The organism is Marvinbryantia sp. (genome assembly GCF_047017445.1).
Taxonomy (GTDB): Bacteria; Bacillota; Clostridia; order Lachnospirales; family Lachnospiraceae; genus Marvinbryantia.
Map to the genome: position 1 here is coordinate 124,603 of NZ_JBKXTT010000001.1, position 26,829 is coordinate 151,431.

The window sequence follows — 26,829 nt, forward strand, 5'->3', positions numbered from 1 at the left end:
TTCCTTTCTGTAATCCCGTCTGAGCGGCGTTTCAGACCGCCGCTCTGATCAAACAATGCCGGATTTATTTTTTCCGGTTTTTCTTCGCTACCTTTGCTTCTTCCTTTGCCCTCCGGGCGGCAAGCTTTGCCTGGTATTTTGCTTCTTCCGTCTTAAAATCCAGACCCTTTTTCGCACATTTGGCCTTTAATTCCTCAATGCGTTTTTCCTCCGCCTGCCGGTCAAGCTGCTCCTGCTCCATAGCCGCCTTTTCTTCCGGCGTATAATACACCTCTCCCCGCGCCTCCGCTTCCGCCTTGCGCCGTGCATTGATGTCCGCCGTCATCTGCGGCACCTTATCTTCCACATCATAAAACTTCATAATCAGCGAACCCAGCAGAAATCCGATCATCGGTATTCCCGCAAAGCACCATGCAAAAAAGGTCTGCATTGCCGGCGGCTGATTGATGACGTCCGCCGTGGACGCCGGTGCGATATAGCCAAAAGCATGGATCCCGCTCAGGATAATACTCTGACCGATTCCGGCTGTCACGGTAATAATAATGGCATATACAGAGGCAGAAAAGCCGTCTGCGCGGAATTTATTCACCCATTCAATATGGTCAAGAGCCTCCGCGAGCTGCGCCATCATACAGTATGTCGGAAGCGCGCCGAAGGATTTGATAACAAGCCCCACCATGACAAGCGTAAAACTCCCCGTATTGGTAAGGATCAGCAGGCTGCCTGCCGCGCTTGCCAGAAAACCGACCTGCGCCACGCGGCGTTTTCCGAATTTATGTACCAGCGGCCAGAGAATCACGATCCCCAGTCCAAGCGGAGCCTGGCCAATGGCATTTACAAGCACCTGCAGACCGGTACCTCCGTCCACAGAGTTGCTGAGTACCCAGTTGCAGAAATAAAGCATACTGTTTGTCTGCAGAATATTATAGATATTATAAATTACGATAAAGCCCATGATAAGCAGCCAGTATCTGTCCGTAAAACACGCCTTAATCTGTTTGCTCATGGGCACGACCTCTGTCCGGTTCTCGCCGGAGTCATTAATCGCTTCCTCCGTCACACGCTCCTTTGTAAAATAATATTCAAGCAGTGTCGCCGGAATCGCCAGGATCGAGATCGTGCTCATCATCCTGATCCAGGTATCCTGCGCGCCGGTTCCAACGCCAAACTTCTGAATCATGATCGGAAGAATAATCGTCACCAGAAATCCCGGTATCATATTCATGCCAAAGCTCTGCATCATTGCCAGACCGTCACGCTGTTTTGTATTCCGGGTGGAAAGCGGGACCATCAGACTATGGCTCATATTATAGATGGTAAATGCCAGCGCAAAAAACAGATTATAGCTGATAATGATCCAGACAAGCTGCACCTGATAAGACGCTTTCGGCACCATAAACAGCAGACATCCGGTAATCGCGATCAGAAATCCGGACAGAAATATCCAGGGTCTTGCCTTTCCCTGGCTGGTGCGTGTCTTATCAATGATGCGTCCCATGATGATATTGGTAATCGCATCAAGAATCTTGGAAAAGACCGGCATAAGCGCCAGGAAGGTTCCCGCGATGCCAAGCACGTCCGTATAAAACTGCGTAAGATAAGTACCCGCCACCGAATAATAGACCATATAGAGCAGACACGGCCCAGCAAAATAGCCAAGCCACATTTCACTTTTCTGCGTATTCGCCGACGTAATTCTGGAATTCATAAACCTTTTTGAAAATAATCCTGTCTTTTTCTTTGCTTTCATCGTGTTTTCCTCCCGCTTTTCTGTCAAAATGTACATTGTGACTAAATGATAACAAAAAGACAGGAGAAACTGTTATAACAAATCGGCTTTTATTATAATAATTCCGCTTTTATTTGAAAATAAGACTGATTTATTGCTAAAATAGCGTTTTTATGATAAAATACAAGGGCGATGATTGCTGTATTTCAGAGCAATGAAATGAATTGACATAAGAGGAGGGTATCCTTATGGAAACCGAAACCAGATTATCTCTGTTCCGTGATATGATTAGCTGCTGTCATAATCTTTACCTGTGGACCTATGACAGCGCGTTCCATCTGATTACCAGCAACTGCCCCGAACAGACGATTATCGATAATTTGTTTGTGATGAACCGCAGCAGGGACGATTTCATCCGGCAAATAGCCGAGCAGGACACGCCTGTTATTTATACAAATGAAATGGGGCTGATGTGGGTTATGACGCCTTATTTTCTGGATAATGAGCTGCTGCGCTTCTATATTCTGGGACCGTTTTTCGTAGACGATATTCCGCCAAAAAGTCTGGAAGCACAGTTAAATAAGCACAATCTGAGCGTCCCCCTGCGTCAGGAGTTTATGCTTTTCCTGCACAAGCTGCCGGTCATCAGCCTGAGCCGCATTTTCGAGTACGCGATCATGCTGTACTTCTGTATTACTGAAAAGAAAATTACCGTCAGCGCTCTGCGCTATCATGAAAACACCCGGAAGATCAACGGGGAATTTATCCAGAGGGAATCGATGGACGCCCACGGCACTTACAAGGGCGAACAGGAAATGCTGCGGATGGTGCGGGAGGGTGATCTGAATTATCAGTCTCATATGAACAAAATGTCCATAACCGGACATCTTGGCAAGCTGAGCAATGGCGACCCGCTCCGCCAGATGAAGAATGCGGTATTGGTCTGCATCACATTGTTTTCCCGTGCCGCCATTGAGGGCGGACTGACGCCGGAGGTCTCCTATACCCTGACAGACCACTATTTCTAGAGTGTGGAAGCCTGCACCGCCATCACGGACCTGGTGGAAATTGCCCACACGATGCAGGACGATTTTATCCAGCGGGTACACCGCTGCCGCACCAGCAGCCTTTCGCAGCCGGTACGCGCCTGCTGCGAATATATCAGCCTGCACCTGGAAGACAGGCTCTCCCTGTCCATGTTAGCCCGCCAGACAGGCTACACGGAAAACTATCTGAGCAAAAAATTTAAGCGGGAAACCTCGCTGACTCCCAACGAATATATCCGCAGACAGCGGCTGGAGCAGGCAGCCTTTTTGCTCCGCACAACTCAGGATGATGTGCAGAATATCAGTGAACGGCTGCAATTTTGCTCTCAAAGTTATTTTGCAGATCATTTCCGCAGATACTTCGGCGTCACCCCGACGGAATACCGGAAGCAGGAAACACACTAAATCGTTTAACGGCAAAATCCGCCTGCACGGTATAGTTGCTATATTCCGCTGTATTGCTCTCACTCAAAATCGGAAAAGCACTTGATATCGTTTTCCTTCAGTGCTATAATGCTCTTAAGTTAGCTATGGCTAACTTCCGGCATACTTATGAAAATGCGGATCGTGCGGCTGGACTTTTGCAAGGGAGGCAACTAGGCGATGAAATACTTTGAATTTGGCAAAGATCACCGGGAGCTGATGGTGATGCTCCACGGCGGCGGGGTGTGCTATCGCGGGGCATTGCCGGTGGCAGAGGAAATGGCAAAAACCTATCATGTGGTGCTGGCAGCCTACGACGGCTTTAATCCTGATGAACCGGAGACGAAGTTTCATTCTGCGCAGGAGGAAGCCAGACGGCTGGGTGACTACATCGTGAAGCACTATGACGGGAAGATTGACATTCTCTATGGTGTGTCCTACGGAACCTTTGTCCTGATGGATGTGCTGGCGGATGAACGGCTCACCATCACGACAACTATCGCCGACGGAATGCCCACTATGGATTACGCGGATATCAAAAATCCGCTTCTGCAGAACATCTATCTTTTTTTCTTAACGGGCTTTGCGTACTGGCTGATCGGAAAGGCAGGCCCCATCCGCAGGAAGATCGTCTGCAGGATGATGAACCGCAGCGAGGCATCCTTTGATCGCATTGTCTACAAAGATGCCACATGGCACAGCTGGGTCAATCAGGGCAAGTGCATGATTGGACGACACCGGGATTTTGAGCTTTTTAAGCGGACGGATATGTACATCTGGCACGGCATCCAGAGTTCCACCGAAAAGAAACTGGCAAAGCATATCAGGGCATGGCAGGATAAGGGCTATGCCTTCACCTATAAGGTATTCCCCAACATGGGACACGGTACGCTGGCGGGGGAGCATCCGGAGCAGTTTTCACAGGAAGTACAGGCAGCGCACCGGAAGTCTCTGCATCCGAAGGAATACAAAGCCACGCGGGGTGGATATCGACCGGAAGATTACCCGAATTCTGCGGAAATGGTAAGGCGCTGCAGAATAGAGAAATAGCCGTTGAACTTCAGGGAGAGGAGAAAAGGTTGTGCAGTATAATGGATTGTACTTCGCGCTGTTTCGCGGGACAATGAAAAAGGTCCTGACAGAGCGGTACGGAAAGAATTTTGCGAAAAAAACGATGAGAGAAGCCTCTTCGCTTTATCAAAGGATCGTCCGGGAAGCGGACGATCTGGGAAAAGGTAACCCTATGGCTTATAACGAACTGTTTGCGCTGGCCTTTGTCGCTCCCTATCTTGCCTGCGGGAAGCGGATCACGCCGGAAGATGTGCAGGAAATGATGCGAAGAAGTTTGTACCATGTAAAATGGTATTTCTCCATGGTCGATTTGAATACAGGCAAGGGAAAAGCAGCCAATCAAAAAAGTATCCTGAAATACGTCAATTGGTATACGCCGGAACGGGAAAAGCAATACCCAACGTCTTTCAGGGTGGATTTTGTGGGAAAGCCCCACGAGAACGCCTGCTATTACCGCATCACCCGCTGCCCTATCTGTGCCTGTTGCGCAAAGCTTGGCGTCAGCGAACTAATGCCGCTGTTATGTGAGTTGGACGAAGTGATGATCGGTTTGCAGCATGGAGTGCTTTACAGGCAATACACCATAGCCTCTGGCGGGCCTTACTGTGACTATTATATTGTCGGTGACCGTGAAACTTCTAAGGAAGAAAATGCCAGGGATGGAACCGTATGAAATATACAAAAACAGAAAGTGTCCTTTGGCTGGTCTTTGCCGGGCCGTGCTTTCGATATCTGTCCAGTCAGGGTATCCCGGTGGATCGCCGCCGGGCCAAAAAGATTTACCGGGAGCTGGCAGCCCGGACGCCGGATATTGGCGGCATAAAGGAAAACCCACTGCGGATGTGCCTGTCTGCGGGGATGGTATGGCTGTCTGTTTATGAAGCGGCAGATGGGAAACTGCCGGATGAAACGTTCGGCCAAATGGTGGAACGCAGTATGTGTACGCCCCTTATTCAAGCGGTGTACAACCGCAAGGCACAAACGGCCTTTACCCTGGAAGCACAGAAAAAACGTGCCGACGTTGCGGCGAAAACAAATGTCCTCGCAAAGGACAACCCTTTCCATTGGAGCTGCGAGGTGCTTTTGGGCAGGGATGCAGATGAATATACTATCAACTACCACCAGTGCGGCCTGTGCGCTTTGGGACGGCAGGAAAAACTGCCCAGGCTGGTTCCTTATTTGTGTGTGCTGGATACCCTGACTATCGACTGGATGGGCGGCGTACTCCGCAGAACGAAAACACTGGCCACGGGCGGAGATTGCTGTGACTTTTATCTGTGCAGGAAGGGGTCAAAATGGGATGAAAAACAGAAATAGCCCGGAGCCGGACGGTTTCCACCGCGCCAAGCTCCAGGCTATCCTGTTTTTCTTTATATATTAAGAGGTGCCGTTATCCCTCGATGGCAATGTATTTCTTTTCTTCAACCTCCGGCTTTCTTGTCTCCGCCTTCGGAATGCTCAGCTTCAATACCCCGCTCTCATACTTCGCATGGATATCTTCCTGCTTTACATCCTCGCCGACATAGAAGGACCGGCTCATGCTGCCCGCATAACGCTCCCGGCGGACGAATCTGCCTGTTTTCTTTTCCTTCTCGTCCTCGTCAAGCCCCTTCGCTGCGCTGATTACCAGATAACCGTCTTTCAGTTCCAGGGAAAGTTCGTCTTTCTTAAAGCCCGGCAGATCAATATCCACTTCATAGTGGTCGTCATGTTCCTGCACATCGGTCTTCATCATGTTCACCGCATGGCGTCCGTAGAGTTTCCGCTCTGCTTTACGCATCTCCTTATCGTCAAAGGACGGGAAATCAAAAAAGTCATCAAAGAAATCATCAAATAAGTTCTCTCCAAAAATACTAGGTGTCATCATAAGTCATCGCTCCTTTTCCTACTAATTTAAAAACATCTTGTTAATTGAAACTGAGGATGATCTGGAAGAAACAGAAACCTTTTTTCTGGTTCCTTTCTTTCCTTCTCCTTTGTTCTATATGTGTTATAACACATTTATTAGCACTCGTCAAGAGTGAGTGCTAATAAATTTTGTGAAATATTTGTGAACACAGCGTGCTGTTTTGCTCTCTGTACTTTATATTCTAACGATTTCTTTCACTCCTGCAAAAAATGAATAATATATCTACTCATCCATCCCCGCTTTCGCCTGCAGCACCTCTTCGCTTGTTACCTGCTTCACTTCTTTGATGCTGCCGTCCTCGCTGCGCTTCACAAGAATGTAGATTTTGTCTTTTTCCGTCTCGGAGGTGTTGTTTACGGAAAGTCCGCCGTCCTCATCGAGCAGAAAATAGATTGCCTTTCCGTTCCACAGCCAGCCCCCATTTTGGCTCCGGGTGATGCCCGCTTCAGCGTATTCCGCCGCCTTTTTCTTTTCGGCTTCGGTATCCGCCCAGGCGCCCTCCGATCCCTCGCAGACCATTGCTGCTGTCTCTTCTGCAACCGTTTGCAGAGCATCCTCTTTTTCTGCATCTTCGGCTTGCAGGGCACTTTCCTCTTTTTCTGCATTTTCGTTTAACTGGACATGGACGTTATCCCCCTCTTCCACCCAGGTATAAAGAACGCCGCCTTCCGGCTCACTGTACACGGTAACGCCGTCATATAATGCGTTCCCGCCTTCTTCCGACGCAGTCTGCTCCGTGCCAGAGGGCTGCCTTGCTTCCAGCTCATCCTGGCGCGTGCGCTCGTCGTACTCTTCCTGCGTCGCCGTCCGCACGCCCGTAAGCGTGTAGTCCTTCGCGCGCACCGTGTAAAGATCAATTTCACCCTCCGGCATATGGATCGCCTGGCAGTTGCTGTCAATCTGCTTGTCGATCAGCCAGCGCACAGTCTGCCCATTGTAGAGCAGCCGGTCGTTTTGGATGTCATAGGATACTCCATACTTTTCCAGGTAGGCGACCGCCTCTTGCATGGAGGCCTTGTACCATGCCAGCCTCTTCCCGCGTTCCTCCTCTGTAAGAAGCGCAGCATCCGTAAAAGCCTGTTCCGCCGTCTGCCCGGCTTCTCCTGCGATATTCACCGCCTCCTCCGTCTGTGTCTTAATTTTCGCATCCTCGCCTAAAAAATAATACGCTGTACTTCCATTGCCGAGGTCATACCCCAGCGTTTTTGCCTGCACGTTGCCTGCCGTCAATGCCAGCGCCAGTGCGCCCCCTGTCAGTAAAATGCCTGTTTTCTTCTTCATAATATCCAACTCCTTTGCTGTTTTTCGCGCGCCATCAGGCGGCGCATTTCTTATTTACAGCAAAAGGATACCACCGCTGTTTGTGGTCTTGCTGGAGTTTCTGTGTGTTTTTCGTGGAGCTGCCAATAAAAACGCACCCCATCCTTCGTATTTTCCGCGCCAAATTCTCCGGCGCAGTCCACGTCCCCGGAATGTCCGTCAAAGATTTGTCTGGCGCCGTGCTGCTCCAACGCCATCCGCACGATATAAAGCCCAAGCCCGCTCCCGCCCATCTGCCGGCTGCGCGACTGCTCGACGCGATAGAATGCTTCAAAGATGTGAGGCAGCGCATCTTCCGGGATATGTGCTCCGGTATTTTCGATATCAAAGAAAATACTTTTCTCCTGCTGCCGCAGCTGCAGACGGATCTGATTACCCTCTCCCGCCGGGGTATAGCGCAGCGCGTTTGTCAGCAGGTTGCGGAATACCTTTTCCATCAGAGACGCATTGACCTCTGCATACAGATGCTCCGGAATGTCCAAAACAAGCTCCAGCTCCTTCGTCTCAAAAAGTTCTGTCAGCTCCGCAAGCTGCAGACGGAGCTGTTCGGCAAGATCTGTCTGCGCGACAGTAAAGGGCGTCGTCTCCATCCGCGATACCGTCAAAAGCTCCTGCACCATGTCCTCCATTTTTTCCGCCGTTTCCTGTGACCGCTGCAGATAATAATCCCGGTTTCGGTATTCTCCGACGCCCTGCAGCATTCCCGAAAGATGTCCCTTCAAAATCGTGATCGGCGTTTTCAGCTCATGCGAAACCGCGGAAAAAAACGCCATCCGTCGTTTTTCCTGCTCCCGCTCCAGCTCAATATCGGATTTCAGCCTGGCATTCGCCTGCCGCAGCTCCGTAAGCGCGCCGGAAAGATTGTCCGCCAGCTCGTTTAAATCCTGTCCGAGAGCGCCGATCTCATCCGTGCGTTTTCCGGTATATCGTTCTGAATAATCAAGCTTTGCCATCTTCCGTGAAATACGGCTGAGGCGCACGACCGGAGCCGTGAGATAAAAAGACGCCGCCAGAGCAGACAGCACCGCCACGCAGACCGCGATCGCCAGAATATACGGAAAAATCTGCCGCAGAATCTCCATCGCCTGGTCAACCTGCTGCTTTCCGCCTGTGACAAACATGGTATAGGATTCTCCGCCAACTGTGAGCGGGTAGGACTTCACCGCCATCCCCTCCATGCCTTCCCCCGGAAATATTTCTGCGGCCGATTCCTGACCATCCACCGCTGTGGCCGTCATCTCTCCATCTGAGAAACCGTCCCCATCAGCAGCCACATCCTCGCCTGTGAAAGCATCCCCTTCAGCAGCCGCATCCTCGCCTGTGAGAGTGCCGTTCTCTCCCTCTGCGGCTTCTTCATCTGTCGAGAATGCCTCCTCCGAAACAATGTCCTCTTCCACCACGGTATCCTCCGCTGCATAGGAGGCAGCATCCGAAACCGCATATTCCGTGACAACGCCGCTTTCCACCGTCGTCCCCACCTCAACCCAGTACCAGACGTAAGCGCCGTCCTCATCCAGGATCGCCACGGAGGTCTGCGTATTTCCCTGAAAGAGCGCGATCGCATTGGAAGCCTCTTCGATGCCTGAAAAGGATTCGATAATTTTCTTCAGTTCCTGCGAAAGCCGGTCGATACTGTTCTCCAGCTCATTTGAATAAAAAGCGGGCAGGAACCACACGACCGCCGCGTAAGTTACGCCGCTTGCAGCCAACAGAAGCAGGCTGACAAGCAGAAAAATCTTAATCGTCAGACTTGCTCTTAGCTTCTTTATCAATGCGGTATCCCACCCCTCTTATGGTACTGATGTAATTCGTTCCAAGCTTTTTTCGCAGATTTTTGATATGTGTGTCAACGATGCGCTCCTCGCCAAAATAGTCATCGCCCCAGACAAGATTGAGAAGCTTCTGACGCGTCAGCACAATGCCCTTGTTGATAAGCAGCACATGCAGCAGCTCAAATTCCTTCTGCGTCAGCTCCGGCTCTAAGGTCTCCCCGGCTTCCTGCGCGACATACACGCGTCGTCCCGCCGGATCAAGCCGCAGATTTTTATAAAAAATCTCCGCGTTTCCGGCGTCCCTGTGCGAGCGGCGCAAAACCGCCGCGATCTTTCGCAGCAGCACCGGCACGGAAAAGGGCTTTGTAATATAATCGTCCGCCTTCAGATCCAGCCCTCGTATCTGGTATGCCTCTTCCTCCAGCGCCGTCAGCAGTATTACCGGGATTTCCGATTCCCGGCGGATCAGCTCCAGCACCCCGAAGCCGTCAATCTTCGGCAGCATCACATCCAGCAGGATGAGGTCGCTGGCACACTCATGAAATTTTGCGATGCCGTCCACGCCGTCCTCCGCCAGGATCACGCCATACCCATTCCCGCACAGGAAATTCTTCAAAATCTTCCGGATATCCTCATCATCCTCAATCACTAAAATCTGATACATATTATCCTCCTGCGAGCAACCTTTCTTTTTTGACAAGTGTACCACAGAAATATGTAGTTTTGATGGAGTTGCCATCGGCAGCTTTCTTCAGATGCATGGCAACCAAAAGAGACATCGGGGATATCCCGGTGTCTCTTCTCTCTCATTCCTGTTTTTATGTATATCAACATGCTAAGGTAAGGTCTGTATACTAATGCGTGCTGAGGTATTTTTCGATGTTGCTCATCGCTTCCTCCTCATCGGCGCCTTCCGCCTCAACAACGATTTTCTCTCCTGTTTCAAGCCCAAGCGTCATCATGCCCATGATACTTTTTGCATTTACACGTTTGCCCTCTACTTCCACGTGGATCTGGCTGTCATACTGACTTGCTACCTGCACCAGAAGGGCGACCGGTCTTGCTTCCAGCCCATTTGCAATCTGAATCGTAATAGGTTTTTTAATCATAATGTTTCTCCTCCTTATTGTCTCTCAGTTCACCGGCTATCTCACTGAGCTTTCTCAGCCGGTGGTTCACACCGGATTTTCCTACCTGAGGAGTCAAAAGCATACCTAATTCCTTTAATGTCGCGTCCGGATTGGCTAAGCGGATCTCTGCCATCTGCGCCAGATTCTCCGATAAATCGCCGAATCCTGTGGTGTCCCGAATATACTTGATGTCCTCAATCTGCTTTACCGCCGCGTTCACCGTCTTGTGAATATTGGCGGTCTCACAGTTCACCTTTCGGTTGACCGTGTTTCGCATATCTTTTAAAATGCGGATATTTTCCAGTTCCATGAGTGCCTGGTGAGCTTCCATAACATTCAGCGCGTCCACGATCTGGTCCCCTTCTTTTAAATATACCACAAAATATTTCTTGCGTGGGATGATCCTTGCCTCCAGGTCGAACGCTTTCAGCACAGATTGTATCTGCCGGGCACGGTACTCGTTGGTACACGTGAATTCCAGGTGGTAAAACTTCTGCGGATCGCTGACAGACCCTGCCACCAAAAACGCGCCGCGCAAAAACGCGCGTTTGCAGCAGGTCTGCTGGATAACCAGACTGTCCGTGATATCGGGCGCTTCCTCCGCTCCCATATAGTCCAGCCCGTCTCCTTTCAGCAGCTTCACTGCCTGCAGAATACGCACCGTATCCTCGTGTCTTTTCACGTACACCGTGTACACACGGCTCCTGCTTCGCCCCCTGCTTTGCCTGATGGAAAGCTCAACTACTATATTAAATGTTTTTTTCAATAATGTAAAGTACTTTCTTGCAACAGAAAGATTTTCCGTCTGCACCTTCAGACAAAACCGCTCGCTCGCCGACACCGACACGCCGCCGCACAGGCTGATGATCGCTGCCATCTCCGCGATCCGGCAGTGCCGCGCTCCCGGCACCTGCCGGGAAAGCTCTTCTTTAATGTTTCCGGAAAAAGACATGCGCTCTCCCCTCCATAAGCTCCTACCGTGTGATATCCCTGTGTTCTATTTTAACGCCGTACTCCGTCTCATCCGCAAGCTGTTCGTAAAGCTTATTTGCGATCGTCACCGAGCGGTGCTTGCCGCCCGTACAGCCCACGCCGATCACCAGACAGTTCTTCCCCTCCAGCACATAGTTGGGGATCAGAAACTTCACCATATCCGTGAGCTTCTCAAGAAATACGCTCGCCTGACTGCAGTTCATCACATACTCCTGCACCGGCAGATCGTTGCCCGTCTGCGTCTTTAATTCATCCACATAATAGGGATTGGGCAGAAAACGCACGTCAAACACCAGATCCGCGTCCGCCGGAATCCCGTACTTAAAACCGAACGACAGGATCGTCACTACCATATTTTTAAATTCCTGATTCTGCACAAAAATCTGATTTAATTTCTGCACCAGATCGCGGATGAGCAGCTTGCTGGTATCGATGATATAATCCGCTTTCTTTTTTAAAAACGCAAGCTGTCTGCGCTCCTCCTCGATGCCCTGATCGATGCGGCGGTCGCCCGTCATCGGATGCACGCGCCGCGTCTCCTTATAACGCTTGATCAGCGTCTGATCCGAAGCGTCCATAAACAGTATCTCATACGCATAACCGGATTTCTCCATCTGCTCCAGATGACCGCCGATCTCCTGCAGCCCGTTTCCGTTGCGGATGTCGATACCGATCGCCGCCTTTGTAATCTCTGTGCTCTGTGTGTACACCAGATCCACAAATGTCGGCAGCAGCGCGATCGGGAGATTATCCACACAGTAATATCCCAGATCCTCCAGTATTTTCAATGCGCTTACCTTTCCGGCACCCGACATGCCGGTCACGATTACAAGTCTCATCTGTCGTCTCCCTCTCTTCACAGCTCTTATCCGGTTATTGTTCACTCCGTTCACAGTAGCCGTATCCATGCTGCTGTCCGCAGTCCTCATTCGCCTGCTCATTTCTTATCATCAGAATTCCCCGAGCCGCTTTACCTCCGGCTCCAGGCGGACGCCAAATTTTTTCTCCACGGTATCCTGCACCGCTTCCATCAGCGCCATCACATCCGCCGCCGTCGCGCCGCCCTTGTTAATAACAAACCCGCAGTGCTTCTCAGAAACCTGCGCCCCGCCGACAGAAAAGCCGCGAAGTCCGGCATCCATGATCAGCTTGCCCGCAAAATACCCCTCCGGGCGCTTAAAGGTGCTTCCGGCGCTCGGATATTCGAGCGGCTGCTTTGTGACACGCCTCTCCTTCAGCTCCTCCATGCGCGCCGCAATTTCCGCGCGCACGCCGCGCTGCAGGGAAAGCTTCGCCTCCGTCACCACGTAGCCTCTGCGGGCAATGATGCTTGTGCGGTAGCCCATCTCCAGCTCACTGTTCGCCAGAGTAAGAAACGCCCCGTTTTCGTCCAGCACCGTAACACCGGAAACGACATCCTTCATCTCGCCGCCGTAGGCTCCGGCGTTCATCACAACGGCTCCGCCGATGGTCCCCGGAATCCCGGCCGCAAATTCAAACCCGGTAAGCTCCGCGTCAAGAATGCGCTTTGCCGCCAGCGAATTGATCACGCCCGCCTGCAGCGTCACCGTCTCTCCTTCGATGGAAATATCCTGGAAATTCTTAAAAAGCTGGATGACCACTCCGCGCACACCCTTATCTCCCACCAGAAGATTGCTGCCGTTGCCGATGATATGCCACGGCACCTGCTCCTTCCGGCAGAAATCGATCACCGCGGCGAGCTCCTCCCGGCTGTGCGGCAGCACAAAGTAATCCGCCGGACCGCCGATGCGAAAGGTCGTATGCCTGCTCATCGGCTCCTGCTCACGCACGTTTTCCGCTCCTGCTATCTCGCATAATCTCTGATAAATCATGAAAACCTCCCTTTAAACCGCAGCCTGGGCAAGCTGCTCCTTCTTTTCGCCGCGCGCCTGCAGTCTGCCCTCCACGTAGCAGCTCAAAAGAAACAGCGCCACGCAGACCAGCGACAGAATGCTTCCCAGCCACAGTCCCGCCGGGGTGAACGTCATGAAAATTTCATGGTCGCCCGGCTGCAGATCCAGCCCCATCAGCGCCTCGCCCACGCGGTATGTTTCCGTCTCAACGCCGTCGACAAGTACCTTCCAGCCCTCATCATAAGGAATCGTCAGGAGCAGCGTGCCTGCCTCGTCCACATGGATGGTCCCGGAAAGCTGGTTGCCGGATTCCTGCACATTTTCAAGCTGATTTGCCGCCAGCTTCTCATAGACCGCCTGGTACTCCTCATCCGTGCAGGTATAGACGCGCACCGGCACCGGCGACTCCTTTCCTTCCTTATATTTAATGGTGATATTCGCCTTGCTCGCCTCGCCCTCCTCTGTGACCGTACCGAGATTAAAGACGTTTTTCGTATAATTATTGATGGTCTTTTCGTACTGCGGCGTCTTGATGGTGATGCTCTCCACATTCTCCGTGAATTCAATGTATGTCTGCTCTCCCGGATGCAGGCGGATGATATAGGTCGGTCCCTCCTCCAGGGAATACGCCTCACGCAGCGTGTAGAAGAAATCCACACCGGTCGCAAGCACAGCGAAATCATCCTGTACCTTCATCGGCAGCCGGTCATTGATATCCCAGTTTTTGATATCTGTGGAAACCATGAAGCCGACCGACAGCGCCCCCTCGTTCTTATAGAGTGTGAGCGGTTCCTCATAATCCACCTTTTCCATCTGATAGAGCGTGTCGCCGCCCGATTTTGAAACGACGTAGCGGACGCCGAACACATCGTTAAACAGCTTTGTCACGCCGTTGTAGCCGGTCTTGTTTGTGCGCGCCTCCATGCCGATACTGCGGCACAGATTGACAGTCGCCTCCGGCATCGTCGAGGAAAACAGCACCAGTCCGTTTGCGCCCATAAACATATTTTCATTGCGCATCCGCTGGCTGTCGATCTCGCTGCGGTAGAAGCCGTCGTCGCCGTCCTCCTGCCGCGCGATCATCGTCTGATACGCCTTCTGCTCATTCACATAGGTGCTTCTGCCGACGGTTCCGTTCATGCAGACGCCGTAAATGCCGGTAGCGGCCATCTCCGCCGACATCAGCGTGATCAGTATGGTTTTCACCACGGCAAAGCCGCGCGCAAGCCCCTGCAGAAGGAGCAGCAGAATGCCGTACACTGCGAGCAGCGAAAGCGTGGTCACATAAACATACCGCTCCCGCTCTCCGACATTTGCGTACATACAGTATGCGGTAAAGGCAACCGGAATGATCCAGGACAGTGCCAGCCGCCAGACATCGAGCCTGCGGATATGACGAAGAGCGTCAAAGCCCATCACCAGGATCAGACCGATGTAAATAAACGCGAAACGGTTCGGAAGACCGTTCTGCGTGTGGAAGCCGTGCCAGATGAAATTCAGCATATTAAAATTCATGCTTAAAAGCAGCAGCCCCGCCAGCACGACCTTCGACAGTCGCTCCTTAAAGCTTAATTCCTTATCTAAAATATATAATATGATCAGAATTAAAATGATCACGCCGCAGTAAATATTAACGCCCGACTGATCATCATAAATATTGATCGGCTCGACCAGCGCAAAATGCCCGGTCCACTGCGTGGTGCCGTCGGTGTAGAATTTAATTTTTGATGGAAAGCTGCCGTCCGCTGACTCCGTCATTCTAAGCGCAAGGTACGCCGGAATCAGCACCAGCGCCGCCATGCCGCCGCCAAGGAGCGCATACCACGCAAAACGCAGCCCGGAAACAAAAAACTTTTTTATTTCAAACTTCCGCGCCGCGATCCAGTTTACCAGAAAATACAGGCAGGAAAACAGGCACAGCATGTAGCCGATATAGTAGTTGCAGTATACGCCGTAAAACAGGGCGCCCGCAAACAGCTTTCCGCTCTTTCCCGCGCAGATGCGCTCGATGCCCATCATCACGAGCGGGAGCACCATCACGCTGTCCAGCCACATGATATTAAAATAGTAGCCGATCATAAAGGCGCTGAGGGCATACATGCAGGCAAACGGAACCGGCAGGTAGTCTCTCCCCCCGCCGCGCTCGGAAAGGTACCAGGCAAACGCCGCCCCTGAGAGGGCGATCTTCAGCAAAATAAGGTACGCCATGAAATCCATAACGTGCTCCATGGAAACCGCCGTCAGCAGGAAATTGAAAGGGCTTGCCAGGTAGTAGGCAAGCGTCGCCCACATATTATAGCCAAGCCCGCCGCCGAAGGAATACAGAAGCGACTCACTGTTTGTCAGCTTCTGCTGGAAATCCGTGAAAAACGGCAGGTACTGGTGCAGGGAATCAATGATCAGCACGCCGTGGTCGCCGAACGGATACACCCCGTTGGCGATATAGGCGATCAGCATCGTCACCGCCGGAATCGCAAAGGATATCCCGATGCACTTCTTTTTGCGCATGGCGATCCGCCGCTCCTGGTAGCTGTATTCTGTCTTTTTCTCCTTAAATACAAACACCTTGCTGAACACAAAATTGAGCGTCAGCACCACAAACTGGATCAGAAGCTTCGCCAGCATATCATTCATGCCCCAGACGCTGCTTAAGAGCACCGTGCCGAAGATTTCGATAAACATGGTGATCGCACGCATCCCGACAAAGCTTACCATCTCAGCAAGCAGTTCGCGCACACCGTGCGTCCTGCTCTCAAATACGAAAATCTTATTCACTGCATAGGCAAATAAAATCGACAGCAGGATGGAAAAAAAGTTTGCCTTTGTGACGTCCACGGAAAAAATCGTCCGCAGGATAAAGTAACTGACAAAGTTTACTCCCGTGGTGCATCCCCCGAAGAAGATGTAACGCACGACCTTGTTATAGTATAGCTTTTTGATAAATTCCGACATTCTCTCGACTCCTCATTTGCCTTCCGCTTTCCCGCCAAGCGTGCGGTCCAGGCAGAAGGAATAAATCAGCTTTTCACTGACCGGAAGATGCGTAAGGCGCATCAGCGCGGTCTCATAATAGTCTAATTGTACCGCATATTTGCGATAGAGGGAAGATGCTTCTTCAGATTTCACAAAATCCGTCTTGTAATCGACCAGCACAATGTGCCCGTCCTCGACAAAATAGGCGTCGATGATCCCCTGGATGAGCACCTGACTGCCAACGTCCCACTCCGGACGGATATCCCCCGCCGGAACGGAAAGCACAAACTGCTGCTCGCGGAAAAGCTCTCCGCGCACCGCCGCCTGCGCCATCCGGCGCGCCAGCGGATGCTTTAAAAAAGCAATGATTTTTCTGCGGATGATCAGCCCCACCTCGTCCGCCTTTAAGTGTCCCGCCCGCTGCAGGCGATCGATTTCCGCATTTAAAAGCTCCGGCAGCTTTTCCTGTCTGCCGTTATCCGCAAAGAGCGTAAAATCCAGACACTCCATCAATTTATGATAAATGGTGCCGCGCGCCGCGCCCGACACCTCGCTTTTCTCCTTTAAAAATTCCGGGATCAGCGGAACCGGCGGCAATTCCTCGTACAGCGCCGCCCCGTCCTCGCGCTCGTCAAACTGTGCAAACTTTTTCAGCTCCGAGACGCTCACCTTCGCCGGAATCCTTCCCTCCTTCCCGTAAGCATAACAGAAAGAGAGATTTTCTGCAAGCCGCCTGGCCGCTTTCTTATCAAATACCGCCTCCGGCGAGAGTGACAGCAGCTCTTCCTTTGTCATATGAAGCGTTTCCTGGCGCTGCTTCTCCGCTCCGACCAGCTCCTGCACCTGTATCCTTTTTACCTGGCAGAAAATTTCCCGTGAAAACAACGGGTGCCTGTGGTCCTGGTATATGCCATATTCCTCCGCCAGCGGCGCAAAGCACTGATTGCGCAGCAGGGACGGGATCAGCCAGTCCAGATAAGTCGCCGCGTGCGCACGCTGCGTAAAGGGAAGCACGACGTCTGCTCTCCGGCAGACCTGCCCCCACTTTGGGAGCTTATCCTCCAGCTTCGTGACGGTTCCCGTCAGGATCAGCTTTTCCTTTGCGCGCGTAAGCGCCACATAGAGGACCCGCAGCTCCTCGCCGAGATTTTCCTGCACCGTATATCTTTTTATAAAGCGCTTTAAAAGCGTGGCGCTCCGCGTGCGCAGCTCCGGGTCCACCCGGTCGCAGCCGATGCCGAAATCCGCATTCATTACCACACTCCCGCGCGCGTCCGACTGGTTCATCTGCTTGCCCATTCCGCAGACAAACACGATCGGAAATTCCAGACCTTTACTCTTGTGGATGCTCAAAATACGCACAGCGTTTCCCTGCTCCCCGGTCGCAGCCTCACCGAAATCCACATCGTACCTGTGCAGGTTTTCAATGTAGCGCACGAAGTTGTACAAACCCCGGTAGCTTCCGCTCTCGTAGGCGATCGCTTTCTCCACCAGCATATCAAGGTTTGCCCTGCGCTGGCTGCCGCCCGGCATCGCCGCGGCATAAGCGGCATAGCCTGTTTTTTCATAAATATACCACAAAAGCTCGTGGATCGGCGTATAGATGGCTCTTCTGCGGAAATCCGCCAGCATCGCAAAAAAGTCTGCCAGCGATTCCTCCTGCATACACGCCTCGTAAAACGGCAGCCGCGGATGGGCGCTGCGGATGGCGGCAAGCTCGCCGCCGGAAAGCCCGCCGATCGGCGAGTGCAGCACTGCCGTCAGCGGAATGTCCTGCTGCGGATTGTCGATGATGCGAAGAAGCGAAAGCACCGTCTGCACCTCGGTCGTGGAAAAATAGCCGGTGCGCGAGCCGGTATGCGCCGGAATATCCATGTCCGTCAGCACCTTCGCAAACGGTTCCGCCCATCCCTGAATGGTGCGCAGTAAAATAACGATGTCGCCGTACTGCGCCGTCCGGTAGGCGCCCTGCTCCTTATCCCACACAAGCTCCTTTCCCACGATCTCACGGATCCGCTGCGCGACAGCCGCAGCCTCCAGTTCCCGCGACGATTCCTCCGGTTTTTCGTCCTCCTCTGTCGCATCCGCGTCGATCAGCAGCACCTCGGTATCCCGGAAAGCCGCGTTGTCCCCGGGCGCGAACCTGGCTCCCGGATAGAGCGCCGCCGCGTCGTCGTACTCCACATTGCCAAGATGCTTTTCCATCATCTGCTCAAACAGGAAATTTACAAAGGTAAGCACCTGACTGCGGCTGCGAAAGTTCTGATGCAGGTCGATGCGCCGCTGCGGTGCATCCTTTTCTCCAACGCGGTAGGTGTCATATTTTTCCATGAAAAGCTCCGGACGCGCCAGACGGAAACGGTAAATGCTCTGCTTGACGTCTCCCACCATGAACAGATTATGTCCGCCGCTGTATTTTTTTGAAATACTGCCAAGGATCATTTCCTGCACCAGGTTGCTGTCCTGGTATTCATCGATCAGGATTTCCTCATAGTGGGCGGCGAGATCCTCCGCCACCGGCGTCGGACAAATCCCGCCTTCTTCGCGCTTCACGAGGATCTGCAGCGCAAAATGCTCCAGATCGTTGAAATCCATCATGTTTTTCTTTATCTTTTCCGCGGCGTAACGGTCGGCAAAACGGTCCGCAAATTCCGTGATGCCGGAGACGACGGGCGCGCATTCCTTCATCGCCGCAATGATCTCCTCCGCAGAGGCATAATAAAATTCGCTGCGCAGATCCTCCACCGCCTTTTTATAGCCGTCGCGCATATTCTTTACCTGCTGCTTCTTTTCCTCCGAGACGGAAGCATCCTTCTTTGCGGACAGACGCGCCCAGGAGATATTCTGCAGCTTAATGCATCGCCCTGAATAGGTCTTCGCCTTCAGAATATCATCTATCAGCCGTATATCCTCCTGCAGCGCGTCACTGTAGGTATAGGGGCCGTACATGCTCTCTGCCTCTGCAAGCGCCATCTTTGCCTGCTCACGCACGTCCTCTAAAATCTTTTCGGACATCTGCTGCATCTGCTGCACCCACATTGTCTTTTCAAAATCCTCTTCCGTCAGATAATAGGCGCTCCGGCACTCCCGCAGCCACTCCCTTGGGAACGGAAAGCTCATGGAAAACTGATAGAGCGCGAGGGCGATCTCCGCCAGCGCCGTGTCGTCACGCCCCGGCGCCAGACACTCCGCCATCCGCCGGAAGCTGTCGTCCTTTTGGGCGTAGGCTTCCTCGATCAGCTTCTCCATCACGTCATTCTGCAGCAGCTTCTGTTCGCCCTCATCCGCCACACGAAGCCCCGGATCGAGGTCGATCGTATGGAAATGGTTGCGGATCACATACTGACAAAAGCTGTGGATGGTAGTGATCTGCGCATTCGAAAGCAGGGAGACCTGCCGCTGCAGGTGCTCCAGAAGGCGTTCGTCTTCCTCCGTCTCCGCCTGGAATCCCTCGATCTTCTGCTCGATCGCCACGCGAATGCGGTCCTTCATCTCCCCTGCCGCCGCATTCGTGAAGGTCACGATCAGCAGCCGGTCGATATCCCGCGGATGCTCCCGGTCCGTCAGCATCGACAAAATACGTTCCACGAGAACTGCCGTCTTGCCGGAGCCGGCCGCCGCCGATACCAGCAGGTCGCAGCCGCGCGCGTCGATCACCTGCTGCTGGTCGTCTGTCCATTTTACGTTCACGCTCATATCTTCCCGCCTCCTGCTCATTGAGATTCACAAAAAACAATCTGCCGCTTATTTTTGCCCGCCTTCTCCATTCAGCCGCTCCCAGATTTCCTGCTCGCTGTATTCCTTCAGCCGTTTTGTGTGCGTGCCGGGGATCTTGTCGTCCAGGCAGCAGACCGGGCGGTAAATACAATAATCGCACGCCTTTTGCTGCTTTCTCTGATACGGCACCGGGGCGATTTCGCCCTCCAGCATCGCGCTGCCGATCTCGCGCAGCTTCCTGTGCACAAACCCTGAGAGCGCCGCAAACTGCTCATCTGTCGCCGTTTTTGATAGCTTCGACGGGGTCCCGTCCTTGTTGACGCTCACCGGAATCACATCAGAGGACTTCTGTATTCCCAGATCCATCTCCTGGAATACCGCCGGATTTTTATTCACCAGCCCGTCCGGACGGAGCTGACGCAAAAGCTTTTTGTTTAATTCCTCCGGCGTCAGCTCTTCGTCTGTCTCCAGAAGCGGATCCTTCATATGATAATAGAAAATACCCGCCGGAACGATCTCCCTGTCCGGGTGAACCCGTTTTTCCAGCTCCATGGCGGCGTTTAAGTAGACCACAAGCTGAAGCTGCAGTCCGTAGTACAGCGCCACCAGATCAAAAGCGGTGTTTCCCGATTTGTAGTCGATCACCTTAACGTACACCTGGTCTTCCTTCTCACAGACGTCGATGCGGTCAATGCGTCCCTGCAGCTTCATTTTTTCCTCCGGCGTCAGCGCAATGTTCACCGCCTCCAGACCCTCCACCTGCGAGAAAGAGACCTCAAAATTCGCCGGGTAAAAATGCCCGGACTGGATCTGGCGGTGCAGCGCCCAGACGGTGCGGCGCATAATGCGCTTCATGCGCCCGATCATCGCCTCGTTGCGCGCGCTGTCATGCAGGATCTGCTGTCCGTATCCCGCGGACACCTCGCTGACTGCCTCCTCGATAAAACGGTCGCGCACCTCCTCCGGGATTTCGAACCAGTTGTACCCGCTCTCCTCCACCTTCTGCGAATACAGCTCGATCGCGCTGTGGAACACCCTTCCCATGTCGACCGGGCGGAACACGTATTCTTCGCGCTCCTGCAGGCGCAGTCCGTACTGCAGGAAATGCGCAAAGGCGCAGGAAGCGAACTTTTCCAGACGGCTTACACTGTTGACCAACACCTCGCCGTACAGCTCGCGCGCCGCCTGCCGTCCGATGCCGCTCCCGTCAAAGGTGAGAAATGCCGCTTCCACTAATTTCTGCGCCTGCTCCGCCGTTCCCTGGCCGCGGCGGTACCAGTTATAAAGCTCCAGCCACTCGCCGGAGGGACGCTGCTCCCGGATCGTCCCAAAGCCCTCCAGCAGATAGGCAAGTGCGTTCTGGGGCGTCTCCACGCGATCCGCAAAGGAATCGTAAGCATCTTCATCCTGCACGGAAAGCTCCGGGAACAGCCTGCCGATCGTGCGCATCACATAGGACGGGCGCAGAAGACTGCCGTCCATCGTCGCCTTGCTGCAGGAGAGATAGAGACGCTCCTGCGGTTTTGTCAGATTCAGATACAGATAAAATTTCTGGATATAGCTGTTCTGGCGCGCCGTCGGAGCCAGCTCGACCTTGCTCTCCATCAGCGTTTCGCGCTCCAGGTCGGAAAGCAGACCGCCGCCTGCGCCTGTCGCCGGAACCCAGCCGTCGTTTAAGCCGAGGAAAAACAACACCCTGATGTCCGTCAGACGGGTGCGCTCCAGATCGCCCACCTGGACGCGGTCCGCGGACGGCGGGATCATGCGCACGCGCGCCTCCTCAAAGCCGGCCTCCAGAAGCTCCGTATATTCCTTAAGCGTCAGAAGCTCATCGCCGAGAAGCTCCGCCAGCTTATCAAAAATGCCGATCACAAGAGCATAGATATTCGCAAATTCCTTCTCAAGCTCTGCCTGTCCGTCCGTGCGGAAGCCTTTTTCCATATCCGCGAGCTGCTGCTGGATCTCATAGTGGCAGAGCAGCCTGTGAAGGCTTTCTGTTTTTTCCCTCGCCGTCGTCTCCCCCGTCCGCAGACAGTGCACAAACGGAATGAGCGGCTCCATGATCCCGGCGCGCAGCTCCTCGCAGAGCGCAAGCTGCTCCTCCTCCAGAAAATCCACCGTCCGCATGAAAGGCTCTCTCCATCTGGAAAATCCGCGCACGCCCGCGGCAAGCACGTAATTTTCCAGCATGTCGAGCTTTTCTCCCTCAATTTTGCAAAGATCTGTCCGCAGATAGCGGAAAACGGACGCGCAGGTGAAATCCTGCTGCACCATGTCGAGCGCGGCGCGCAGAAATTCGATCAGCGGATTCGAAAAAACCGTCCGTGTGCTGTCCATAAAGTATGCGATCCCATACTCCCCGAACACCTGCGGAATGTAGCTGCTGTACGAAGCCATATCGCCGACGATCACCGCAATATCCTGAAAGCGGTACCCCTCCCGCAGGAGGGCGCGGATGGTGCGCGCCGCAAAGTGCGCCTCCTGCACCGGATTTGCCGCCGTGTGCAGGGAAATCGCGTCCTGCGATGACTCCGCAGCCGGCGGCTGCTTTGCATCCCGCGCAGTCGCTTCTGCTGGCTGCTGCTTTGCATCCTGCGGCGTCTCTCCTGCTGACGGCCGATTTGCGTCTTGTGACGTCCACTGCGCGGCGCGGCTTCCGCTGCGGAAGAGCCTTGCCTCCAGGAATCCGAGCTCCGGGCTTTTGACGAAACGCGGAAGCGTCCTCCACTCCATCACCACCGGCGGCAGGATGCTGCAGCACGCCTCCTGCGCCGTGTGCGTCAGAGCGCGGATAGTCTTTTTGCTTAAATAAAACAGCTCGTGCTCGCCGCGGATGCGGTAGAAATCCTCTCTTGCGTCGATCGTCACCGTCACATATACCTGCTCCGCCAGCGAAAAAAGCTCTCGCAGAAGCTTATTCTGCACGGGTGTGAAACCGGTAAAGCCATCCAGCGCCACCACGCAGCCCTTCAGGATCTCAGACTGGCGCGCCACCTGGCAGAGCGCCTCCAGCGTTTCCTCCGCCGTGATGTATTTTCCCTCCAGCTCCTCCTGGAAGCCTTCGTAGAGAAGCTGGATATCCTTCAGCTTATAAAAGAGGGACGGCTTTTGCTCCGCCCGCTGCAAAAGCCGCTCCATCTTCTCCGAGTCGATATCATACTGCGTCAGCTCCGAGATCATGGATTTCATCTGCTGCAGATATCCCATCTTTTTCAGATTTCCTTTTAAAACCTTTAGCTCATCCTGCCGTCTGGAGGCCGCGCGCCGAAGGAGCAGCGTTTTTCCAAGCTCCTCCAGCACGGTGCGCTTATCCGCCCCCACCTCTTCAAAGATGCGGTGGGCGAGACGCTGAAAGCTTAAAATATCAATATTCAGAAGTCCCCCGTCCGGGTGGAGACGCACCAGCTCACGCTGCGTCTGCATGGTAAACTGCTCCGGTACGATCACCAGAAATTTCTTTTCCGGCGACTGAACCGCAGACTCGATGATGCTGCTGTAAATGTAGCGGGATTTCCCGCTCCCGGAGCTTCCCAGGATCAGACGCAGTGACATAGCTTCTCCTTTCCTGCCGCGATGCGCCGCACTTTTTTGCCGGCTGTCCCGATTCTGCCGGGGCGCGCACCGCGATACCTTTCCTTCACTTCTGCGCAGGCTGTTTCGTTCCTGCGCCGCAATACCTTTACTTCGTCAGATGTGCCAGGCGCTCCTGCACCTGGTTCATCATATCGGTGTATTTTGCAAGCTTCGCTTTTTCCTCGGCAATTTTCGCCTCCGGAGCGCGGCTCACAAATTTTTCATTGCCGAGCATTCCGTTTACACGCGCAAGTTCCTTCGTCAGGCGCTCTTCTTCTTTTTTCAGACGCTCTATTTCTTTCTCAATATCCACCAGCTCGGCAAACGGCATATAAAGCACTGCTTCATGAATCACTGCCGATACGGCGTCCTCTCCGATGCCCGCCTTATCCGCCTGGATAACGACCTCGCTCGCATAACCGAGTGTCGCAAAGAATACTTTTCCGTCCTCAAAAATGCTGCGCACTTCCTCTTTTTCGGAAACTACGAATACCTTCGCCTTTCTGCTGGGCGGAACGTTCATGGAGCTGCGCACATTGCGGATGGCGCGCACGGCTTCTTTGATTGCCTCTACCTCGGTTTCCTCCGCCGCAAAATCCCATTCGTCCGTCCACTCCGGCCAGGAAGCGATCATGATGGATTCCTCCTGCGGATTCAGGGTACAATAAATTTCCTCGGTGATAAACGGCATGTACGGATGCAGAAGCTTCAGGGCGTTTCCAAGCACCGCCTTTAAGGTCCAGAGCGCCGCCGCCTTTGTGTTATCCGTGTCGCTGTACAGACGCGGTTTTACCATCTCGATATACCAGTCGCAGAATTCCTCCCAGATGAAGTCGTACACCTTCTGCACCGCGATGCCAAGCTCGAATTTCTCCATGTTGTCGGTAACGTCTTTTGCCAGCGCGTTCACCTTTGAGAGAATCCACTTATCCGCCTGCGTAAGCGCATCCTTTGGCATTTCGGACGGAACCTCTGCCTTCTCCAGATTCATCATGATAAAGCGCGATGCGTTCCATATCTTGTTTGCGAAATTTCTGCTCGCCTCCACACGCTCCCAGTAGAAACGCATATCGTTGCCGGGCGCATTTCCGGTCATCAGTGTGAGACGCAGCGCGTCGGCGCCGTATTTATCGATCACCTCCAGCGGATCAATGCCGTTTCCGAGAGATTTGCTCATCTTGCGTCCCTGAGAGTCGCGCACAAGACCGTGGATCAGTACGTGATGGAACGGCGCTTTTCCGGTCTGCTCAAGCCCGGAGAATACCATGCGGATTACCCAGAAGAAGATGATATCATAGCCCGTTACCAGCACGTCGGTCGGATAGAAGTATTCCATTTCTTCCGTTTTCTCCGGCCAGCCGAGCGTGGAAAACGGCCACAGCGCCGAAGAGAACCAGGTATCCAGGGTATCCTCATCCTGCGTCAGATGGGTGCAGCCGCACTTCGGGCATTTTTCCGGCGCGCCGCCTTTCTTCACCACGATCTCTCCGCACTCGTCGCAGTAATATGCCGGAATGCGGTGTCCCCACCAGAGCTGACGGGAAATGCACCAGTCGCGGATGTTTTCCAGCCAGTGCAGATACGTCTTGTCGAAGCGCTCCGGCACGAAAGTCAGCTCGCCGTCCTCCAGCGCCTTGATCGCCGCCTTTGCCATCTCATCCATGCGCACGAACCACTGCTGTTTTACCATCGGCTCCACCGTCGTCTTGCAGCGGTCATGCGTGCCGACTGCGTGCATGTGCGGGGCCACCTTCACCAGAAGCCCCAGCTCGTCAAGATCCTTCACGATGGCTCTGCGCGCCTCGTAGCGGTCCATACCGGCATACTTTCCGCCCAGCTCGTTGATGGTGGCGTCGTCATTCATGATGCAGATTTCTTCGAGATTATGGCGCTTGCCCACCTCAAAGTCGTTCGGATCGTGCGCCGGCGTGATCTTCACGCAGCCGGTTCCAAATTCTTTATCCACATAGGCATCGGCAATCACCGGGATCTGCCTGCCGGTCAGCGGCAGCTCCAGCATTTTCCCTATCAGATCCGTGTAGCGCTCATCCTCCGGGTTTACGGCAACCGCCGTATCGCCGAGCAGCGTTTCCGGACGGGTGGTCGCGATTTCCACAAACTTTCCTTCCTCGCCCACTACCGGATAGTTGATGTGCCAGAAGTGTCCCTCCTGATCCTCGTGCAGCACCTCGGCGTCGGAAATGGAGGTCTGGCATACCGGACACCAGTTGATGATGCGGGAGCCTTTATAGATGTAGCCTTTCTCATACAGTTTAACAAAAACCTCTTCTACCGCTTTGGAACAGCCCTCGTCCATGGTGAAGCGCTCACGCTCCCAGTCCGCCGAAGAGCCAAGCTTTTTGAGCTGGTTGATGATACGGGAGCCATACTCCTCCTTCCACGCCCAGGCGTGCTTTAAAAATTCCTCACGCCCGATCTCATCCTTGTCAATGCCCTGCTCCTTGAGCTTTTCGATGACCTTTACCTCGGTCGCGATCGCCGCATGGTCGGTCCCCGGCTGCCACAGCGCCTCGTAGCCCTGCATCCGCTTAAAACGGATCAGGATATCCTGCATGGTGTTGTCCAGCGCATGTCCCATGTGAAGCTGTCCGGTAACGTTTGGCGGCGGCATTACGATGGTGAACGGCTTCTTGTCCGGATTTACCTTTGCGTGGAAGTAGCCGTTGTCCATCCACTTCTGATACAGTCTTTCCTCCAATCCCTTCGGATCGTAGGTTTTTGCAAGTTCTTTGCTCATGATGATTCTCCTTTTCATACAGTTTGGCGGAGCATTTTGTCTCACAGGATTTGGGAAGGGATTGTATGGAAATCCCAGCCCGAAAATTCTTTCTGAAAATAATAACTTCCAGGAGACGACGAAAGCCCTCCGCACGGCTTTCGTGCGAAGGGCGTATATACGCGGTACCACCTTCATTTATCGCTCATTCTCCTTAACGCGGATCAGACGTGAATCCCTACACACCGCACAATGCCTCTGCAATGCTTTTGGCATACAGCACGCAAATCTGGGCTACACCCGTTTTCGCATACCGCACACAGAGCCTTCACTCCGCGGCTTCCGGATCCCGGTTCAAAAGCTACCTTCCATCCGTGCCTTCCCGGATATCCTTTCAGCCGGTGGGATATCCTCTCTGATGGCGCCGCGGACGTACTCCTCTTTCTCAAAACCTTTTCCAATGCCTTTATCATAGCGGACAGCTGAAAATTTGTCAAGAAATTTTACTGCCTGCTTCGGTATCATATAAGCCATTTATGATAATGTCCTAGTATACCACATA

18 protein-coding genes are annotated in these 26,829 nt (G+C 53.3%); 5 read left to right on the forward strand and 13 right to left on the reverse strand.

Annotated features, from left to right (window positions below; translation table 11 throughout):
• Nucleotides 1-64 precede the first annotated feature (64 nt).
• The gene (locus tag ACLU9Q_RS00565) at nt 65-1,786 is read right to left on the reverse strand and encodes an MFS transporter (RefSeq protein WP_330490536.1); all 1,722 of its coding nucleotides are present in this window, start codon (nt 1,784-1,786) and stop codon (nt 65-67) included.
• A gap of 191 nt (nt 1,787-1,977) precedes the next feature.
• On the opposite strand from ACLU9Q_RS00565, the gene ACLU9Q_RS00570 reads away from it, so the two are divergent.
• The 5 genes from ACLU9Q_RS00570 to ACLU9Q_RS00590 all read left to right on the forward strand — a co-directional run bounded on the left by ACLU9Q_RS00570 (nt 1,978) and on the right by ACLU9Q_RS00590 (nt 5,586).
• Complete coding sequence (locus ACLU9Q_RS00570) at nt 1,978-2,757, forward strand: PocR ligand-binding domain-containing protein (protein WP_412624529.1); 780 nt, start codon at nt 1,978-1,980, stop codon at nt 2,755-2,757.
• A 51-nt stretch (nt 2,758-2,808) separates the two neighbouring features.
• Nucleotides 2,809-3,180 carry a helix-turn-helix transcriptional regulator gene (locus ACLU9Q_RS00575; protein ID WP_412624531.1) on the forward strand — a complete coding sequence of 124 codons (372 nt, stop codon included), beginning with the start codon at nt 2,809-2,811 and terminating at the stop codon, nt 3,178-3,180.
• 198 nt (nt 3,181-3,378) lie between these two features.
• Nucleotides 3,379-4,248 (forward strand): alpha/beta hydrolase, encoded by an 870-nt coding sequence (locus ACLU9Q_RS00580; RefSeq protein ID WP_302592924.1) that lies wholly within the window; start codon nt 3,379-3,381, stop codon nt 4,246-4,248.
• 31 nt (nt 4,249-4,279) lie between these two features.
• Complete coding sequence (locus ACLU9Q_RS00585; RefSeq protein ID WP_296836383.1) at nt 4,280-4,942, forward strand: L-2-amino-thiazoline-4-carboxylic acid hydrolase; 663 nt, start codon at nt 4,280-4,282, stop codon at nt 4,940-4,942.
• On the forward strand, nt 4,939-5,586 hold the full coding sequence (locus tag ACLU9Q_RS00590; RefSeq protein ID WP_296836386.1) for an L-2-amino-thiazoline-4-carboxylic acid hydrolase: 648 nt from the start codon (nt 4,939-4,941) through the stop codon (nt 5,584-5,586). The genes ACLU9Q_RS00585 and ACLU9Q_RS00590 overlap by 4 nt, the downstream gene beginning before the upstream one ends.
• Nucleotides 5,587-5,659: 73 nt before the next feature.
• Here ACLU9Q_RS00590 and ACLU9Q_RS00595 read toward each other — a convergent pair whose 3' ends face one another.
• From ACLU9Q_RS00595 to ACLU9Q_RS00650, 12 genes are all read right to left on the reverse strand, one after another.
• Nucleotides 5,660-6,136, reverse strand: coding sequence for an Hsp20/alpha crystallin family protein (locus ACLU9Q_RS00595; protein ID WP_296836389.1), 477 nt, complete (start codon nt 6,134-6,136; stop codon nt 5,660-5,662).
• Nucleotides 6,137-6,400: 264 nt separating this feature from the next.
• Nucleotides 6,401-7,459, reverse strand: a complete 1,059-nt coding sequence (locus tag ACLU9Q_RS00600; protein ID WP_296836393.1) for a hypothetical protein — start codon at nt 7,457-7,459, stop codon at nt 6,401-6,403.
• Between the two features lie 50 nt (nt 7,460-7,509).
• Nucleotides 7,510-9,270, reverse strand: coding sequence for a sensor histidine kinase (locus tag ACLU9Q_RS00605; protein WP_296836396.1), 1,761 nt, complete (start codon nt 9,268-9,270; stop codon nt 7,510-7,512).
• Nucleotides 9,236-9,934, reverse strand: coding sequence for a response regulator transcription factor (locus tag ACLU9Q_RS00610; RefSeq protein ID WP_296836399.1), 699 nt, complete (start codon nt 9,932-9,934; stop codon nt 9,236-9,238). Before ACLU9Q_RS00610 ends, ACLU9Q_RS00605 begins: the two co-directional genes overlap by 35 nt.
• Nucleotides 9,935-10,124: 190 nt before the next feature.
• Nucleotides 10,125-10,379, reverse strand: coding sequence for an HPr family phosphocarrier protein (locus ACLU9Q_RS00615; RefSeq protein WP_296836402.1), 255 nt, complete (start codon nt 10,377-10,379; stop codon nt 10,125-10,127).
• Nucleotides 10,372-11,352, reverse strand: a complete 981-nt coding sequence (whiA, locus tag ACLU9Q_RS00620; RefSeq protein WP_296836405.1) for a DNA-binding protein WhiA — start codon at nt 11,350-11,352, stop codon at nt 10,372-10,374. Before whiA ends, ACLU9Q_RS00615 begins: the two co-directional genes overlap by 8 nt.
• Nucleotides 11,353-11,374: 22 nt before the next feature.
• Nucleotides 11,375-12,232 (reverse strand): RNase adapter RapZ, encoded by an 858-nt coding sequence (gene rapZ / locus ACLU9Q_RS00625; RefSeq protein ID WP_296836410.1) that lies wholly within the window; start codon nt 12,230-12,232, stop codon nt 11,375-11,377.
• 111 nt (nt 12,233-12,343) lie between these two features.
• Complete coding sequence (gene murB / locus ACLU9Q_RS00630; protein ID WP_296836413.1) at nt 12,344-13,246, reverse strand: UDP-N-acetylmuramate dehydrogenase; 903 nt, start codon at nt 13,244-13,246, stop codon at nt 12,344-12,346.
• A 12-nt stretch (nt 13,247-13,258) separates the two neighbouring features.
• Nucleotides 13,259-16,219, reverse strand: a complete 2,961-nt coding sequence (locus ACLU9Q_RS00635; RefSeq protein WP_296905868.1) for a GtrA family protein — start codon at nt 16,217-16,219, stop codon at nt 13,259-13,261.
• A 12-nt stretch (nt 16,220-16,231) separates the two neighbouring features.
• On the reverse strand, nt 16,232-19,936 hold the full coding sequence (addA, locus tag ACLU9Q_RS00640) for a helicase-exonuclease AddAB subunit AddA (RefSeq protein ID WP_298514655.1): 3,705 nt from the start codon (nt 19,934-19,936) through the stop codon (nt 16,232-16,234).
• Between the two features lie 48 nt (nt 19,937-19,984).
• A complete protein-coding gene (locus ACLU9Q_RS00645; RefSeq protein WP_296905876.1) occupies nt 19,985-23,509 on the reverse strand; it encodes a PD-(D/E)XK nuclease family protein in 3,525 nt (1,174 codons plus the stop codon).
• 127 nt (nt 23,510-23,636) lie between these two features.
• Entirely contained in the window at nt 23,637-26,288 is a 2,652-nt protein-coding gene (locus tag ACLU9Q_RS00650) for a valine--tRNA ligase (protein WP_298514651.1), read from the reverse strand.
• Nucleotides 26,289-26,829 lie beyond the last annotated feature (541 nt).

Bases quoted from the DNA above. Each gene is read 5' to 3' on its own strand.
- ACLU9Q_RS00650 (WP_298514651.1), bottom strand. From the start codon at position 26,288: ATGAGCAAAGAACTTGCAAAAACCTACGATCCGAAGGGATTGGAGGAA.
- ACLU9Q_RS00600 (WP_296836393.1), bottom strand. From the start codon at position 7,459: ATGAAGAAGAAAACAGGCATTTTACTGACAGGGGGCGCACTGGCGCTG.
- ACLU9Q_RS00635 (WP_296905868.1), bottom strand. From the start codon at position 16,219: ATGTCGGAATTTATCAAAAAGCTATACTATAACAAGGTCGTGCGTTAC.
- ACLU9Q_RS00570 (WP_412624529.1), top strand. From the start codon at position 1,978: ATGGAAACCGAAACCAGATTATCTCTGTTCCGTGATATGATTAGCTGC.
- ACLU9Q_RS00590 (WP_296836386.1), top strand. From the start codon at position 4,939: ATGAAATATACAAAAACAGAAAGTGTCCTTTGGCTGGTCTTTGCCGGG.
- whiA (WP_296836405.1), bottom strand. From the start codon at position 11,352: ATGTCTTTTTCCGGAAACATTAAAGAAGAGCTTTCCCGGCAGGTGCCG.
- ACLU9Q_RS00575 (WP_412624531.1), top strand. From the start codon at position 2,809: ATGCAGGACGATTTTATCCAGCGGGTACACCGCTGCCGCACCAGCAGC.
- ACLU9Q_RS00595 (WP_296836389.1), bottom strand. From the start codon at position 6,136: ATGATGACACCTAGTATTTTTGGAGAGAACTTATTTGATGATTTCTTT.
- ACLU9Q_RS00610 (WP_296836399.1), bottom strand. From the start codon at position 9,934: ATGTATCAGATTTTAGTGATTGAGGATGATGAGGATATCCGGAAGATT.
- ACLU9Q_RS00565 (WP_330490536.1), bottom strand. From the start codon at position 1,786: ATGTACATTTTGACAGAAAAGCGGGAGGAAAACACGATGAAAGCAAAG.
- murB (WP_296836413.1), bottom strand. From the start codon at position 13,246: ATGATTTATCAGAGATTATGCGAGATAGCAGGAGCGGAAAACGTGCGT.
- ACLU9Q_RS00615 (WP_296836402.1), bottom strand. From the start codon at position 10,379: ATGATTAAAAAACCTATTACGATTCAGATTGCAAATGGGCTGGAAGCA.
- ACLU9Q_RS00580 (WP_302592924.1), top strand. From the start codon at position 3,379: ATGAAATACTTTGAATTTGGCAAAGATCACCGGGAGCTGATGGTGATG.
- ACLU9Q_RS00645 (WP_296905876.1), bottom strand. From the start codon at position 23,509: ATGTCACTGCGTCTGATCCTGGGAAGCTCCGGGAGCGGGAAATCCCGC.
- rapZ (WP_296836410.1), bottom strand. From the start codon at position 12,232: ATGAGACTTGTAATCGTGACCGGCATGTCGGGTGCCGGAAAGGTAAGC.
- addA (WP_298514655.1), bottom strand. From the start codon at position 19,936: ATGAGCGTGAACGTAAAATGGACAGACGACCAGCAGCAGGTGATCGAC.